The following is a 14,453-nucleotide window of genomic DNA, read 5'->3' on the forward strand; positions in this document are numbered from 1 at the left end:
GCATTGACCGCCATCTCGATGGTGGGCCGCTGGCGAAGACGGCGCGGTCACCGCGCAAAGCGCCCGCCTCCAAACGCTACAATGGCGCCGGCGTCGGGGCCTGCGGCAAATGACGAGCAACGCCAACGTCCTTGACGCGGTGGTCGTCGGAGCCGGCTGGGCCGGTCTGGGCGTCAGCCATTCGTTGGCACAGCGAGGCCTAAGCCATAGCGTGTTGGAGCGGGGTCGCATCGGAGAGACCTGGCTTACACAACGGTGGGATTCGTTCCGGATGAATACGCCGAACGTGCAGACCGTCATGCCGGGCGACCGTTATGATGGTTCAGATCCGTTCGGCGCCCTAACACGCAACCAGTTCGTCGCTCTCCTTGAGGACTTCGCCAAGCGGAACGAACTGCCCGTCGAACCAGAGACAGTGGTGACCGAACTGGCCGACGGGCACGAGAAGGGCGAGTATCGGCTAACCACCTCGCGCGGCACAGTTCGGGCACGGAACGTGGTGATCGCAAGTGGTCACCTGAATTGTCCGGTGCGCCCGGTTTGGGCCGCTTCGTTGACGCCCAGCCTATGCCAGATCGACGCTTCTGATTACCGCAACGCCGCCGGTCTCGCCGACGGAGCGGTGTTGGTTGTCGGAAGCGGCCAGTCGGGCTGTCAGATCGCGGAGGACTTGGCGGAAGCAGGGCGAACAGTCTTCCTTGCCTCCGGCCAGGTCGGACGGCTGCCACGGCGCTACCGGGGTCGCGACATCATGATCTGGCTCGTCGAAAGCGGGTTTCTCGACGTGCGTCGAGAGGAGATCATACAAGTTGCGAAACGCATTCCGCCCCGGGGTGTGCTCGGGGCAGAACACACGATAAGCCTGCAAGCGCTTGGCGCCAAAGGTATCGTGCTGCTCGGGCGTCTCACAGGTGTCGAGGATGGTCGTCGTCTCTCGTTCGCCGACGATCTCGAAGCGCATGTTCGCTTTGCGGATGAAGCCTCCGCCAACGTCAAACGCCATATCGACGAGTATATCAGCCGTTCCGGAATCGATGCCCCTGTTGCGGAACCCGATCCGGCGGAGACTGTCGTGGCGTCTCTGCCCAACCCGACTATCGGTTCACTCGATGTTGCCGGGTCCGGCATCACAACCGTGGTGTGGTGCACCGGCTTTCGCGGCGATTTTAGTTGGGTACGTCTCCCCGGAGTACTCGACCCGGCGGGACAGCCCATCCATGCGGATGGCGTGGCCCCACGGCCAGGCATCTACTTCGCCGGTTTGGATTTTGCCTCCACACGCAAGTCAGGCACAATATTGGCGGTCGCCGAAGAGGCACATCGCCTTGTCGAACACATGGTGGGGCATTCGTAGTAACAGAAACAGCAAGCGGCTCGTTAGCCGCACGGAACGGGCTTGCCAGCACGCCGGCCCCCAATCCCGCATAGATCAGCCTGCCGGGAGCTGCCGGGTTCGGCCGATTTGCAGAAGCAACGCCAATCCAAGACAAAGCCCGACGACAACCAGACAGGCTATCGTCAACCATCGCATCAATACCGCCTGCTCGTCGTGGCCGATGACGCGGTAGAGACCGTTGATCTCGACCATTTCCGGGCCGGACAGCCGCTTTTTGGGCAGCGTTCGGTCGGTGTAGAAATATTTGGTCATTGCATTGAATTCGAGCTCACGTCCGAGGAACATTTCGGTGGGGTTCAGGTCTGAAGTGACATAGCCCTCATAGGTGAGTTCCTGTGTGGTGCGGATATCGACATTGTTGAAGTCCGGCTTTATGGCGCCCTGGTGGAACCAGCCTGGCGAAAACACCGTGAATGACCCGGAGCGGGGCAGATGGGTGATCGGCTGGTTGATGAGGTCGACCACTTTCTGTTCTGTCCGCGCGGCTTCCGCATTTGCCCTTCCAATGCCCGGCAACGTCCAGAAGATTGCACCGACGACGGTCAGCAAAAGGCCCGTCAAGCCAAGCAGAGCCACGATATGCCCGATTGGCCGCGTTGGTCTTGTTGGTCTTGCAGTGCGGTCAACCGCAGCCGCCGGGGCGCGATTCTCGCGCCCGCGCCGGCCGAAGACCGCGCTGGGCTGATTGGTGTTCATCGACCAATGTTGGGACAGGTGGGCTAATGCGGCGTTAATAGGCCATCGTCACTGCTTCAAAACCGAAGTCACGTTTGAGTGACACGCATTAGAAGGTGCGCTTCGGCCAAACCCGGTCGTTCACTGTGATTGGACCTAGCCCCCTAAGCCGGGGCCCCGGCGACCGATCCCCGGACCACCAGATCGACCGGCCAGACCTCGCCGCGGGCGCCCTCTTCCAGTCCGGAAATCCGCGCCGCCAACCGTTCGGCAACGCGGGCGCCGGCAAGACGGATCGATGAGCGCGTCGTCGACAGCGGCACGGAAAAATTCTCCGGCTTCAGCCAGGGGAAGACGTCGTCATGGGCGATCAGCGAGAGGTCACCGGGAATGGTAAGGCCGAGGTCGCGCACCGCGCGCACGACGCCCAGCGCCATGATCAGGCTGGAGCAGGCGATCGCCGTCGGCGCGTCGCTCGCCTCCAGCAGACGCCTGGTGGCGCGATAGCCGTTTTCTTCGGTCATCGCCAAGGAGCAGACATGGCGTTCGCCCAGGGTCAGTCCGCTCGCGGCGAGCGCCCGGCGCACGCCGCGCTCGCGATGGATGGCGAAGGTCTCGCGGTCGTCACCATTGATCAGCGCCAACCGCTGGTGGCCGAGCTGGACCAGCAATCGCGCCGCCTCGTGGAAGGCGCCCTCATTGTCGATGTCGAGATAGGGATAGTCGAAATCGAGGCCTTCGCTGCGGCCATGGACGAGGAAGGGAATGCCGAGCGTGCTGACCAGCGCCACCCGACTGTCCTGCGGCCTCGGTGAAGAGATATAGACGGCATCGACCTGCCGGTTGGCGACGATGCGCCGGTAGGTCGTCTCCTGGTCGTCGGCATCGGCCGGCGACAGCACAAGGTCTAGCTCGTGCGAGCGGGCATAGTCGCCGAGGCCGGACAGGAACTCGACGAAATGCGGATCGATGTCGACGGCCGCACCCGTCGGCAGGACATAGCCGATCATGCCGGATTTGCCGGTCGCCAGCCGCCGCGCGCTCGGATTGGGACGATAGCCATGGCGCTTGGCGGCGTCCATGACGCGCCGGCGCGTTTCCTCGCTGACCTCCGGATAGCCGTTCAATGCCCGGCTTACCGTGGTCTGCGAAAGCGCCAGCATATGTGCGAGCTGCTTGAGGTTCACAAAAGGCCTCCATTCCTCAAAGCGCTTTTAAATTGAATCGACCCAAGCGCCACAAGGGCGTGGTCATACCAGTACGAACCATAAGCGTGGTTTGCGCGTGTTTGAAACAAAAATTACTGTTGCATCGCCACAAAAGCATGTTGCGGCGCACTTTTTTGACTATAGATGTGCAAGCTTAAATCGATTAGCCACTGTTCCCTCTTGACTCTTGAGTGAATCAATGGCGTGATCGGAAAAGCCAAAGCGCTTTGGAAGACTCTTCGAAAGGTTGCGGTTCCCTTGCGACTGAGTCACAGTCCTGCAGCGTCGGCGGGCGGAATGGAGGTTCCGTCCGGTGTATGTGACCCACTGGGAGGGAATACCGATGAAGAAAATGCTTTTGCTGGGTGTTGCGTTTGCCACGTTCGCCCTGAATGCGCCCGCGTATGCTGAACTGAAGTTCAAGCCGGGCGAAGACAAGCGCTTCAACTGGGGAAATTACGAAGACCTCAAGAAAGTCGATCTCAAGGGCGAGACCCTGACGATCTTCGGGCCATGGCGCGGCGAGGACGAGGCGCTGGCCCGTTCGGTGCTCGATTATTTCGCCGAAGCCACCGGCGTCGAGATCAAATATTCCTCGTCCGAGAACTACGAACAGCAGATCGTCATCGATACCCAGGCCGGCAGCCCGCCCAACATCGCCATCCTGCCGCAGCCGGGTCTCATCCAGGATCTTGCCTCCAAGGGCGTTCTGACCCCGCTGGGCGACGACGTCGCCGCATGGGTCAAGGAGAACTACGCGGCCGGTGACTCCTGGGCCAAGCTCGGCACCTTCGCAGGCAAGGACGGCAAGCCGGGATTCTATGCGCTTCCCTACAAGATCGACGTGAAGGGGCTGGTCTGGTACTCGCCCGACAATTTCGAGGAAGCCGGCTACAAGGTCCCCAAGACCCAGGAGGAACTGGCCGAGCTCGAAAAGAAGATCATCGCCGATGGCGGCAAGCCCTGGTGCATCGGGCTTGGCTCCGGCGGCGCCACCGGCTGGCCGGCGACCGACTGGGTCGAGGACATCATGCTGCGCACGCAGCCGCCTGAGGTTTACGACAAGTGGGTAAAGAACGAGATCCCGTTCAACGATCCCGCCGTGGTCAATGCCATAGACATTTTCGGCAAGATCGCCACCAACGACAAGATGGTGGACGGCGGCGCCAAGGCAGTCGCGGCGACCGATTTCCGCGACAGCCCGAAGGGCCTCTTCTCGGTACCGCCCAAGTGCTACATGCACCATCAGGCGTCGTTCATCCCCTCCTTCTTCCCGGAGGGCGTAAAGCTCGGTCAGGATGCCGACTTCTTCAACTATCCGCCTTACGCCTCCAAGCCGGAGCTCGGCACGCCGCTGGAAGTGGCCGGAACGCTGGTGATGATCACCAAGGATTCCAAGCCATCGCGCGAATTCATCAAGTTCCTGCAGATGCCGCTCGCGCATGAATTGTGGATGGCGCAGAAAAGCTTCGTCACCCCCTTCAAGGGCGCCAACAAGGACGCCTATGGCAGCGAAGCGCTGAAGAAGCAGGGCGAGATCCTGGTTGGAGCGACGACCGTGCGCTTCGACGGTTCCGACCTGATGCCGGGCAAGATCGGCGCCGGCTCGTTCTGGACCGGGATGATCGATCTGGTCGGCGGCAAGTCCGCCCAGGATGTCGCCACGGACATCCAGAAGAGCTGGGACGGGATCAAGTAAGCAACAGATCGGCTCGGTCGCCGAGCGGCCGCTTCATCTTCGCCCTGGATCCGGACCTTGACGGCCCGGATCCGCCGGCGGCCCACGCCGCCCCGTTTCGTCATGAGCGCATCGACATGAAGCGCAATCCGCACGCGAGACATTTTGCGGCCGATCACGCTTCAAACAACTGAATCGGCGCCTGACCCCCAAGGATACAAACCTTGCCGGATCATGCGCAGGGGGAGGAATGCATGGCGTCTCAGATTTTCTCGGCCATATTCGTCATCATCGTCGGCGTCGGCGGCTGCGTCGCCTATTTCTGGGGCGCCAACAAGCTGGTCGACCTGATATTCCCATCGCGCGGCGTCGCCGGCGCCGCCGCCATCGACAATCTGCGCCGGCAGGGCCTTGTGCGGCCGTGGCTGTTCGTCGGTCCGGCGATGATCATCCTGACCATCTATCTCATCTACCCCGTGGTCGAGACGCTGCGGCTCTCCTTCCTCGATCGCGGCGGCATCAATTTCGTCGGCCTGGCCAATTATCAATGGGCCTTCGGCGACCGCGACTTCCGCAACTCTATCCTCAACAACGTGCTGTGGCTGGCTGTGGTGCCCGCCGCCTGCACCTTCCTTGGCCTGATCATTGCCGTGCTCACCGACAAGATCTGGTGGGGCACGATCGCCAAGAGCCTGATCTTCCTGCCGCTGGCCATCTCCTTTGTCGGCGCCAGCGTGATCTGGAAGTTCATTTACGAATATCGCGGCGAGGGCCAGGTGCAGATCGGCCTGCTCAACGCCATCATCCAGCATTTCGGCGGCCAGCCGCAGGTGTGGATCTCGCTGCCGTTCTGGAACAATTTCTTCCTGATGATCATCCTGATCTGGATCCAGACCGGCTTTGCCATGGTCATCCTGTCCTCCGCACTGCGCGGCATTCCGGAAGAGACGCTGGAAGCCGCCGTGATCGACGGCGCCAACCCGTTCCAGATCTTCTGGAAGATCATGGTGCCGCAGATCTGGGGCACCATCGCCGTGGTGTGGACCACCATCACCATTCTGGTGCTGAAGGTGTTCGACATTGTGCTGACCATGACCAACGGCCAGTGGAACAGCCAGGTGCTGGCCAATCTGATGTTCGACTGGATGTTCCGCGGCGGCGGTGATTTCGGCCGCGGCGCGACGATAGCCATCATCATCATGATCGCGGTCATTCCGATCATGGTCTGGAACATCCGCCAGGCCAACAGAGAAACGGGAGGACATTGAGATGGCCGTCGCGACCGGAAAATCATTCGCCAGCCGTTTCGGCGTCCACATCGCGGTGCTGGTCTTCGTTGCCATCTGGACCATTCCGACACTCGGCATCCTGGTCTCGTCGCTGCGTGACAAGGACCAGATCGTCGCTTCGGGCTGGTGGAACTCATTCTCCAGTTCCAGCCAGACCGAAGCCGGCCGGCTGCCGCCCGCCTCGGCGCAGAAAGAGAAAGACGGCAAGTTCGTCCTCGAGGGCAACATTTTCGGCGACGGCGCCAAGCGCGCGATCAGCGCCTTCGGCGTCAAGGCGGCGGCCCCAACACAGTATCCCGTCGGCAGTTCGGCCGATCTCGGTGACGGCGTCTCCCTGCAGGTCAATGCCGATGGCAGCTTCGTCATGGTGTCGCCCAAGGCGTTCGAAGGCGATCGCGGCCAGCGCGTCTACTATGCCTCGTCGGCACCGCCGAAATTCACCACCGACAACTACTATACCGTGCTGCTTTCGGAAGGCATCGGCCGCTCGTTCATAAACTCGCTGACGGTCACCATTCCGGCGACCGTCATCCCGATCCTGATCGCGGCCTTTGCCGCCTACGCACTGGCCTGGATGCGTTTTCCCGGCCGGGCGCTGCTGATCGCGGTGATCATCGGTCTCCTCGTGGTGCCGCTGCAGATGTCGCTGATCCCGCTGTTGAAACTCTACAACGGCGTCGGCACTTTCTTCGGCGTACCATCGAAAACCTATCTCGGCATCTGGCTGGCGCATACCGGCTTCGGCCTGCCTTTCGCCATCTACCTGCTCAGGAGCTACATTGCCGGCCTGCCACGCGAAATCATGGAATCGGCCCGCATCGACGGCGCCAGCGATTTCGAGATCTTCGTCAAGATCGTGCTGCCGCTGTCGTTCCCGGTGCTGGCCTCCTTCGCCATCTTCCAATTCCTGTGGGTATGGAACGATCTCTTGGTGGCGATGGTTTTCCTTGGTACGGAAGCAGACCAGATCGTGCTGACGGCCAAGCTCAACGCACTGCTTGGCTCGCGCGGCGGCGATTGGGAGATCCTGACGACATCGGCCTTCGTGACCATCATCGTGCCGCTGATCGTGTTCTTCTCGCTGCAGCGCTATTTCGTCCGCGGACTGCTTGCCGGTTCGGTGAAAGGAGGCTGAGACAATGCAATCCGCTTTGAAAGCCAGTTCGAGCCCTGACCTCGCCATCGACCGCGACTGGTGGCGAGGCGCTGTCATCTACCAGATCTATCCGCGCAGCTATCAGGATTCGAACGGCGACGGTATCGGCGACCTCAAGGGTATCATCGGGCGGCTGCCCTACATCGCCTCGCTTGGCGCAGATGCCATCTGGATCTCGCCCTTCTTCAAGTCGCCGATGAAGGATTTCGGCTACGACGTCTCGGACTATTGCGATGTCGATCCGATGTTCGGCACGCTGGCCGATTTCGACGCGCTGACGGCAGAGGCGCACCGGTTGGGTCTCAAAGTGATGATCGACGAAGTGCTGTCGCACACCGCCGACAGCCACCCATGGTTCAAGGAGAGCCGGGCGAGCCGCAACAATTCGAAGGCGGACTGGTATGTCTGGGCGGACGCAAGGCCCGACGGCACGCCGCCCAACAACTGGCTGTCGATCTTCGGTGGGTCGGCCTGGCAGTGGGACACCAGCCGCCAGCAATACTATCTCCACAATTTCCTGGCCGAGCAGCCGGACCTCAACTTCCACAACCGCGAAGTCCAGGACGCGCTGCTCGACGTCACCCGCTTCTGGCTGGAACGCGGCGTTGACGGCTTCCGCCTCGACACGATCAATTTCTACTTCCACAGCCAGGGCCTGGAGAACAATCCGCCGCTGCCGCCGGAAGAGCGCAACGACCAGACCGCCCCGGCGGTCAATCCCTACAACTACCAGGACCATATCTACGACAAGAGCCGACCGGAAAACCTCGGCTTCCTCGAACGCTTCCGCGCCCTGCTCGACGAATATCCGGCGACCGCCGCTGTCGGCGAGGTCGGCGATTCGCAGCGCGGGCTGGAAGTCGTGGCGGCCTATACCGCCGGCGGCAAGCGCGTGCACATGTGCTATTCCTTCGATTTCCTGGCGCCGGAAAAGATCAGCGCGGACAAGGTCCGCTCGGTGCTGGAAGCCTTCGGCAAGGTCGCCAGCGACGGCTGGTCGTGCTGGGCCTTTTCCAACCATGACGTGATGCGTCCGGCCTCGCGCTGGGCCGCCAGCGAAGCCGATCCGATCGCCTATCTCAAGGTCATCTCGGCATTGCTGATGTCGCTGCGCGGCTCTGTCTGCCTCTACCAGGGCGAAGAGCTCGGGCTCGGCGAAGCTGAATTGCGCTTCGAGGATTTGCAGGATCCCTATGGCATCCGCTTCTGGCCGGAATTCAAGGGCCGCGACGGCTGCCGCACGCCCATGGTGTGGGATGGCAGCGCCAAGAATGGTGGCTTCTCCCAGGCAAAGCCCTGGTTGCCGGTGCCGGCCAAGCATCTGGCGCAAGCGGTCAATGTCCAGCAGGGCGACCAGGCTTCGCTGCTCGAGCACTATCGGCGCTTCCTCACCTTCCGCCGTGCCCATCCGGCACTGGCCAAGGGCGATATCACCTTCATCGAAAGCGAGGGCGACACCGTCGCCTTCACGCGCCGGGCCGGCAACGAGCAGATCGTCTGTGTCTTCAACCTCGGCGCCAAGCCGGCCAAGGTTGACCTTGGCAGCCGATCACTGCAACCTTTGCCGGGACACGGGTTTTCCGGGCAAGCGAGCCCCGGTTCGATCGAGCTTGGCGGCTACGGCGCCTGGTTCGGGCGCATCGACTGAATCTTTGAGGAAATCACTGGGAGGAAACCAATGGCCGATGTCAATCTGAGACAAGTGAAGAAGTCGTACGGCAATCTCAACATTCTCCATGGCATCGACCTCGATATCAAATCGGGCGAGTTCATCGTCTTCGTCGGTCCGTCGGGCTGCGGCAAGTCGACCTTGCTGCGCTCCATCGCCGGGCTCGAGGAAATCACGGCCGGTGAGCTCAAGATCGACGGCGAAGTGGTCAATGACGTGCCGCCGTCGAAGCGCGGCATCGCCATGGTGTTCCAGTCCTACGCGCTCTATCCGCACATGACCGTCTACGACAACATGGCGTTCTCGATGAAGATCGGCAAGGAGAACAAGGCCGAGATCGACCGGCGCGTGCGCCAGGCTGCGGAAATCCTGCAGCTGACCAAATATCTCGACCGGCTGCCCAAGGCGATGTCGGGGGGGCAGCGCCAGCGTGTCGCCATCGGCCGCGCCATCGTGCGCAATCCGAAAGTGTTCCTGTTCGACGAGCCGCTGTCGAACCTTGATGCCGCGCTGCGTGTCGCCACGCGTATCGAGATCGCCAAGCTTAAGGAATCGATGCCCAACACGACCATGATCTACGTCACCCACGACCAGGTCGAGGCGATGACGCTCGCCGACCGCATCGTGGTGTTGAAGGACGGCCATATCGAGCAAGTCGGTACGCCGATGGATCTCTACAAGAAGCCCGGCAATCTGTTCGTCGCCCAGTTCATCGGCTCTCCGGCCATGAACATCCTGCCGGCGACGATCGACAAGACCGGCAACCCGACCGTGGTCAGCCATGTCGGCGGGCGCAAGGCCACGGTGCCGATCACGACACCTGCCTCGGCGAAGGGTGCGGCGGTAAGCTTCGGTGTGCGGCCGGAGGACCTGATCATCGCCACCGGCGCGGATTATCTGTTCGAGGGAACGGTCGATTATGTCGAACAACTCGGCGAGGTTCAGCTGGTCTACGTCGACATCGGCCGCGCCGACCTGCCGCTGGTGACCAAGCTGCCCGGCAATGCCGAGGTCAAGCGCGGCTCGACATTGCGGCTTAGCGCCAATGGCGAAGACCTGCACATCTTCGATGCGGACGGACATTCCTTCGCGCTCCAAAAGCCGGAAGCAAAGGCGGCCTGAGGCGAACAGCTCCGCTGAATCAAGGCACATAAAAAAGAGCGGCGGGCCAGGCCCGCCGCTCTTTTTTGGAGGTCAGCTTCGGCTGTTAGTGGTTGCCGAAGAGGTCCCGGTCACTGCTCTGAGGGATCGACTTCTGCACGTCGCCCGACGAATTGAGCAGCTTGTAGACGGGCGAGCCGCTGTTGCGGATCGAAGCCGTACGCGAATTGTCGACCGAAGTCGCGGCAGGCTGGTTGGCGCCATTGGAGCCGTAGTTGTCGCTGCCTGCGAAGGCGCTGCCGGAGATGGCCAGAACGGCGGCGGCAGCAAGGATGATCTTCTTCATTTCAAGTCTCCTGAATTTTGAGTTTCACGGGAGCAGCGGGGCAAACCGCCGCTCCCGGAATCGGCTGTTAGCGGCCGAAAAGATTACGATCGGCACCCTGAACAGGTGCCTGGGCAGCCGGTTCCGACTTCTTGATCGAAGCCGTGTAAGAGCTGTCGGTCGAAGCAACGGCAGGCTGGTTGGCGCCATTGGAGCCGTAGTTGTCGCTGCCGGCAAAGGCGCTGCCGGAGATGGCCAGGACGGCGACGGCAGCAATGATGAACTTGTTCATGTTAGTCTCCTGAATTTCTTAAGGTCGGCCAGAGCGGCGGACAAAAACCCCGCCGTTGGCCGGGATCGGCTGTTAGTGGTTGCCGAAGAGGTTGTGGTCAGCACCCTGGACAGGCGTCTGAGCAGCCGGTTCCGACTTCTTGATCGAAGCGGTGTGCGAGCTGTCGACAGCAGCAGCTGCCGGGGAGGCATTCGAACCGTAGTTGTCGCTACCAGCGAAGGCGCTGCCGGAAATGGCCAGAAGGGCGGCGGCAGTGAGAACAATCTTTTTCATTTTGGGTACTCCAGTATTTTTTTCCGTCCGTCTAGCGGCGTGTCTTGGGATTAAAATCGCGTCGTTCGGACAGCCCCGATGTGGGAAAGCCAGCTGGCCGTTTCCAATCACGAAGTTGTTCCGTGTGGACCAAGTATCCACCACTTGAAATTGTACCAAGGCCCTCTTGATCGAACATTTTTCCTATTGATATCAAAAAGTTAGTTGAAACCAGCACTGCGATCACCAACTGTATCGGAGGCTCAGCGTTCACACCGTCCTGCACGCACCGTCAACAGAAACGAACCGTTCGGTTCGATTTTAGAATGTGCTAATAGTCACTTTTCGAAACCGTTAACCCTTTTTGCCCCCGTTTCGGGTCGATTTTGATAGCCGGCACAGCCGGCACCACGATGATTTCCGTGACCACGGTCCTTGACCGATCATTGCGCATGCGTGTCGCGCCACATGGATGCGATGTCGCTTTCATGCCGATGTCGCAAGCGCTGTCGTGATTAGATCATGACATCTCAGGTGCCGCTTCGTGACGATGGAGCGGAGAATTGGGAAGCCGGTCAGAATCCGGCGCTGCCCCCGCAACGGTGGTGGAGTTCAAGTCGCAACGGGAGACCACTGGGCGAAAGCCTGGGAAGGTGTCGCGATGGTCCGCAAGGACAACTCCAGAGCCCGGAAACCAGCCCGAGATTTCTAGACTCGACTGATCGCGGTGGGCGGTCAAGAGGCGGATGGTGCATGCCCGGCTTTCGCCGGCCTGCGCCCGATCCTTCCTCAATCACCACCAGTTCAGTCCTTGAACGAAGAGGACAGGACATGGATACGCGCAACGACATGCTGAGGCTCTTGAACAGCCGCAGGGACGGATTCTCGCTCGAGCAGCCCTTCTACACGGATCCCGATTTCTTCAAACTGGACATGGAGCTGATCTGGTATCGCGACTGGCTGTTCATCGGCCATGATTGCGAACTGCCGAAGCCCGGCAGCTTCATCACCGTACAGATCGGCGACTATCCGGTCGTGCTGGTGCGCGATCAGCAGGGCGAGATCAACGCCTTCCACAATTCCTGCCGCCATCGCGGCAGCCGCGTCTGCAACACCGACAAGGGCATGGCCGCCAAGCTGGTCTGCCCTTATCACCAGTGGACCTACGAGCTGGACGGAAGGCTGCTGTTTGCCCGCCAGATGGCCGACGGCTTCGACAAGAGCCAGTTCGGCCTGAAGCCGGTCGCCTGCGAGAGCGTGGCCGGCTACATCTTCATCTGCCTGGCCAAGGAGCCCGCCGACTTCGCACCGATGCGGGCGATGATCGAGCCCTACCTCAAGCCGCACCGCCTGGGCGAAGCAAAGATCGCCTTCGAGAGCACGATCGTCGAGAAGGGCAACTGGAAGCTCGTCTGGGAAAACAACCGCGAGTGCTACCATTGCGCCGGCAATCACCCGGAGCTGTGCAAGACCTTCCCGGAAGCCCCGACGGTGACCGGCGTGCAAGGCGCCGACAGCGACCCGGAGATGCTGGCGCATTGGGCCAAATGCGAGGCAGCCGGCCTGCCGAGCAAGTTCCGCATCGACCCGGCCGGGCAGTACCGCGCCACCCGCGCGCCGCTGCTGCGTGACGCAGTCAGCTACACGATGAACGGCAAGCGGGCGGTGAAGAAGAACCTGTCCGACAGCGTCTCGGCCGACCGTATCGGCACGTTGATGCACTATCACTACCCGACGACCTGGAATCATATCCTGATCGACCATGCGGTCACCTTCCGCGTGCTGCCGATCAGCGCCACGGAAACCGCGGTGACGACCAAATGGCTGGTCCACAAGGATGCGGTCGAGGGCGTCGATTACGATCTCGCCGAACTCACCCATGTCTGGACCGAGACCAACGACCAGGACCGCCGCATCGTCGAGGAAAACGCCTTCGGCATCCTGTCGCCAGCCTATGAACCCGGCCCCTATTCGGAGCTGCATGAGGGCGGCGTGATCCAGTTCGTCGACTGGTACGCCCGCTTCATCGGTCCGCGCCTTGCCGATGGCGGCCGGCCGGCGCTGCGCAGTGTCGCTTGAGAGGTTGAGGGATGAACGCGATGACGGATCTTGGCCTTTATCGCCATCTCGACCAGATGGCGCCCTGGAACGACAGGCTGCAGGTGCTGGAAGTGATCGGCGTCAGCGACGAAGCGCCTGACGTCAGGACCTTCACCTTCCGCTCCGACAACCAGACCTGGTTCCGCTACAAGCCGGGCCAGTTCGTGACGCTGGAGCTGCCGACACCGGACGGGCCGCTGATGCGCACCTATACGCTGTCGTCCTCGCCGTCGCGGCCGTTCTCGATCGCGGTGACGGTGAAGGCGCAGGCAGGCAGCATCGGCACGCGCTGGATGTTCGATCACCTGAAGCCCGGCTCGCACGTCAAGGCCTATGGGCCGGCGGGCGACTTTTCGCTGCACAGCCATCCGGCGGCCAAATATCTGTTCATCTCGGCCGGCTCCGGCGTGACGCCGATGATGTCGATGCTGCGCTGGCTGAATGACTGCGCGCCATGGACCGATGTCGGCTTCGTCAACTGCGCGCGGCGCGCCGAAGAGATCATCTTCCGCAAGGAGCTCGAACTGCTCGGCGGCCATATGCCGGGCCTATCGCTCGGCTTCATGATCGAGGAGCGGTCGAGCCGCGAGGGCTGGTACGGCCATATGGGCCGCATCGACGCCATCCGGCTGCCGCTGCTGGCGCCCGATTTCCGTGAACGCGAGATCTTCTGCTGCGGTCCGGATCCCTTCATGCGCGCCGTGCGCGGCATGCTGGACGCCGCCGGCTTCGACATGACGAAGTACCACCAGGAAAGCTTTGCCGCACCCGCGGTGGAGGAAGTCCCGGCGCCGTTCGCAGCACCGACGCAAGACGGCGTCGCCGTTGCCGTCGAAGCCGCAACACCGATCCGCTTCGCGCTTTCGGACGTCGACGCGGAGTGCGTCGCCGGCCAGACCGTGCTGCAGACCGCGCGCTCTTCGGGCGTGCGGATTCCGGCGGCCTGCGAGTTCGGCCTGTGCGGAACCTGCAAGGTGAGGAAAGTCTCCGGCGCCGTCGAGATGAGCCACAATGGCGGCATCCTCGATCACGAAATCGATGACGGCTTCATCCTCGCCTGTTGCTCGAAGCCGTTGTCGGCTCTCGAAATCGAAGCGTAGACAATATCGGGGCGGCTTAGCGCGGCATGGTCCTCGGCCGCTCCGACGACGAACGCCATGCCGCGTGGCAAGGCGGCACCAGATGAGACGACGAGGCAGGCGCCTACGCTGAAGGCTAGACCTTGTTGCCTGTCCTGGACATGGGACGACGTCACCGTGGCGCCGTGCCCCTCCACCTGTTTTCGGCAGAGTCTTCTCCGTTAAACCGACCG

At 61.7% G+C, this 14,453-nt stretch carries 13 protein-coding genes and 1 riboswitch; of the genes, 8 read left to right on the forward strand and 5 right to left on the reverse strand.

Features of this window, described 5'->3' with window-relative positions; genetic code table 11:
- The first annotated feature begins 109 nt into the window (after positions 1-109).
- Positions 110-1,354: a flavin-containing monooxygenase gene (locus AC1DX4_RS01245; protein WP_477218587.1), complete on the forward strand. Its 1,245-nt coding sequence runs from the start codon at positions 110-112 to the stop codon at positions 1,352-1,354.
- Positions 1,355-1,429: 75 nt separating this feature from the next.
- On the opposite strand, the gene AC1DX4_RS01250 is transcribed toward AC1DX4_RS01245, so the two are convergent.
- Positions 1,430-1,972 carry a hypothetical protein gene (locus AC1DX4_RS01250; RefSeq protein WP_477218588.1) on the reverse strand — a complete coding sequence of 181 codons (543 nt, stop codon included), beginning with the start codon at positions 1,970-1,972 and terminating at the stop codon, positions 1,430-1,432.
- 263 nt (positions 1,973-2,235) lie between these two features.
- Positions 2,236-3,258, reverse strand: a complete 1,023-nt coding sequence (locus AC1DX4_RS01255; protein ID WP_477218589.1) for a substrate-binding domain-containing protein — start codon at positions 3,256-3,258, stop codon at positions 2,236-2,238.
- 364 nt (positions 3,259-3,622) lie between these two features.
- On the opposite strand from AC1DX4_RS01255, the gene AC1DX4_RS01260 reads away from it, so the two are divergent.
- The 5 genes from AC1DX4_RS01260 (at position 3,623) to AC1DX4_RS01280 (ending at position 10,193) form a co-directional block, all read left to right on the forward strand.
- The gene (locus tag AC1DX4_RS01260; RefSeq protein ID WP_477218590.1) at positions 3,623-4,978 is read left to right on the forward strand and encodes an ABC transporter substrate-binding protein; all 1,356 of its coding nucleotides are present in this window, start codon (positions 3,623-3,625) and stop codon (positions 4,976-4,978) included.
- A gap of 233 nt (positions 4,979-5,211) precedes the next feature.
- On the forward strand, positions 5,212-6,225 hold the full coding sequence (locus tag AC1DX4_RS01265; RefSeq protein WP_477218591.1) for a carbohydrate ABC transporter permease: 1,014 nt from the start codon (positions 5,212-5,214) through the stop codon (positions 6,223-6,225).
- 1 nt (position 6,226) lies between these two features.
- Positions 6,227-7,381 (forward strand): carbohydrate ABC transporter permease, encoded by a 1,155-nt coding sequence (locus tag AC1DX4_RS01270; protein ID WP_477218592.1) that lies wholly within the window; start codon positions 6,227-6,229, stop codon positions 7,379-7,381.
- A gap of 4 nt (positions 7,382-7,385) precedes the next feature.
- Positions 7,386-9,050 (forward strand): beta-galactosidase BglA, encoded by a 1,665-nt coding sequence (gene bglA / locus AC1DX4_RS01275; protein ID WP_477218593.1) that lies wholly within the window; start codon positions 7,386-7,388, stop codon positions 9,048-9,050.
- Positions 9,051-9,080: 30 nt separating this feature from the next.
- Complete coding sequence (locus AC1DX4_RS01280) at positions 9,081-10,193, forward strand: ABC transporter ATP-binding protein (RefSeq protein ID WP_477218594.1); 1,113 nt, start codon at positions 9,081-9,083, stop codon at positions 10,191-10,193.
- 85 nt (positions 10,194-10,278) lie between these two features.
- Here AC1DX4_RS01280 and AC1DX4_RS01285 read toward each other — a convergent pair whose 3' ends face one another.
- The 3 genes from AC1DX4_RS01285 to AC1DX4_RS01295 all read right to left on the reverse strand — a co-directional run bounded on the left by AC1DX4_RS01285 (position 10,279) and on the right by AC1DX4_RS01295 (position 11,062).
- Positions 10,279-10,518 (reverse strand): DUF680 domain-containing protein, encoded by a 240-nt coding sequence (locus tag AC1DX4_RS01285; protein WP_477218595.1) that lies wholly within the window; start codon positions 10,516-10,518, stop codon positions 10,279-10,281.
- Positions 10,519-10,585: 67 nt separating this feature from the next.
- Positions 10,586-10,789, reverse strand: coding sequence for a DUF680 domain-containing protein (locus tag AC1DX4_RS01290; RefSeq protein ID WP_477218596.1), 204 nt, complete (start codon positions 10,787-10,789; stop codon positions 10,586-10,588).
- Positions 10,790-10,861: 72 nt separating this feature from the next.
- Entirely contained in the window at positions 10,862-11,062 is a 201-nt protein-coding gene (locus tag AC1DX4_RS01295; RefSeq protein ID WP_477218597.1) for a DUF680 domain-containing protein, read from the reverse strand.
- Between the two features lie 494 nt (positions 11,063-11,556).
- Positions 11,557-11,758, forward strand: a riboswitch (cobalamin riboswitch).
- A 114-nt stretch (positions 11,759-11,872) separates the two neighbouring features.
- Here AC1DX4_RS01295 and AC1DX4_RS01300 point away from each other — a divergent pair.
- Positions 11,873-13,120: an aromatic ring-hydroxylating oxygenase subunit alpha gene (locus tag AC1DX4_RS01300; protein ID WP_477218598.1), complete on the forward strand. Its 1,248-nt coding sequence runs from the start codon at positions 11,873-11,875 to the stop codon at positions 13,118-13,120.
- Between the two features lie 20 nt (positions 13,121-13,140).
- Positions 13,141-14,241 carry an FAD-binding oxidoreductase gene (locus AC1DX4_RS01305; RefSeq protein WP_477218599.1) on the forward strand — a complete coding sequence of 367 codons (1,101 nt, stop codon included), beginning with the start codon at positions 13,141-13,143 and terminating at the stop codon, positions 14,239-14,241.
- The last annotated feature ends 212 nt before the right edge of the window (positions 14,242-14,453 follow it).

The organism is Mesorhizobium sp. P3_A8 (assembly GCF_056402995.1).

What these genes read in the sequence shown, in the direction of transcription:
- AC1DX4_RS01245 (WP_477218587.1), top strand. Translation starts at nt 110, where the DNA reads ATGACGAGCAACGCCAACGTCCTTGACGCGGTGGTCGTCGGAGCCGGC.
- AC1DX4_RS01260 (WP_477218590.1), top strand. Translation starts at nt 3,623, where the DNA reads ATGAAGAAAATGCTTTTGCTGGGTGTTGCGTTTGCCACGTTCGCCCTG.
- AC1DX4_RS01265 (WP_477218591.1), top strand. Translation starts at nt 5,212, where the DNA reads ATGGCGTCTCAGATTTTCTCGGCCATATTCGTCATCATCGTCGGCGTC.
- AC1DX4_RS01270 (WP_477218592.1), top strand. Translation starts at nt 6,227, where the DNA reads ATGGCCGTCGCGACCGGAAAATCATTCGCCAGCCGTTTCGGCGTCCAC.
- bglA (WP_477218593.1), top strand. Translation starts at nt 7,386, where the DNA reads ATGCAATCCGCTTTGAAAGCCAGTTCGAGCCCTGACCTCGCCATCGAC.
- AC1DX4_RS01280 (WP_477218594.1), top strand. Translation starts at nt 9,081, where the DNA reads ATGGCCGATGTCAATCTGAGACAAGTGAAGAAGTCGTACGGCAATCTC.
- AC1DX4_RS01285 (WP_477218595.1), bottom strand. Translation starts at nt 10,518, where the DNA reads ATGAAGAAGATCATCCTTGCTGCCGCCGCCGTTCTGGCCATCTCCGGC.
- AC1DX4_RS01290 (WP_477218596.1), bottom strand. Translation starts at nt 10,789, where the DNA reads ATGAACAAGTTCATCATTGCTGCCGTCGCCGTCCTGGCCATCTCCGGC.
- AC1DX4_RS01295 (WP_477218597.1), bottom strand. Translation starts at nt 11,062, where the DNA reads ATGAAAAAGATTGTTCTCACTGCCGCCGCCCTTCTGGCCATTTCCGGC.
- AC1DX4_RS01300 (WP_477218598.1), top strand. Translation starts at nt 11,873, where the DNA reads ATGGATACGCGCAACGACATGCTGAGGCTCTTGAACAGCCGCAGGGAC.
- AC1DX4_RS01305 (WP_477218599.1), top strand. Translation starts at nt 13,141, where the DNA reads ATGACGGATCTTGGCCTTTATCGCCATCTCGACCAGATGGCGCCCTGG.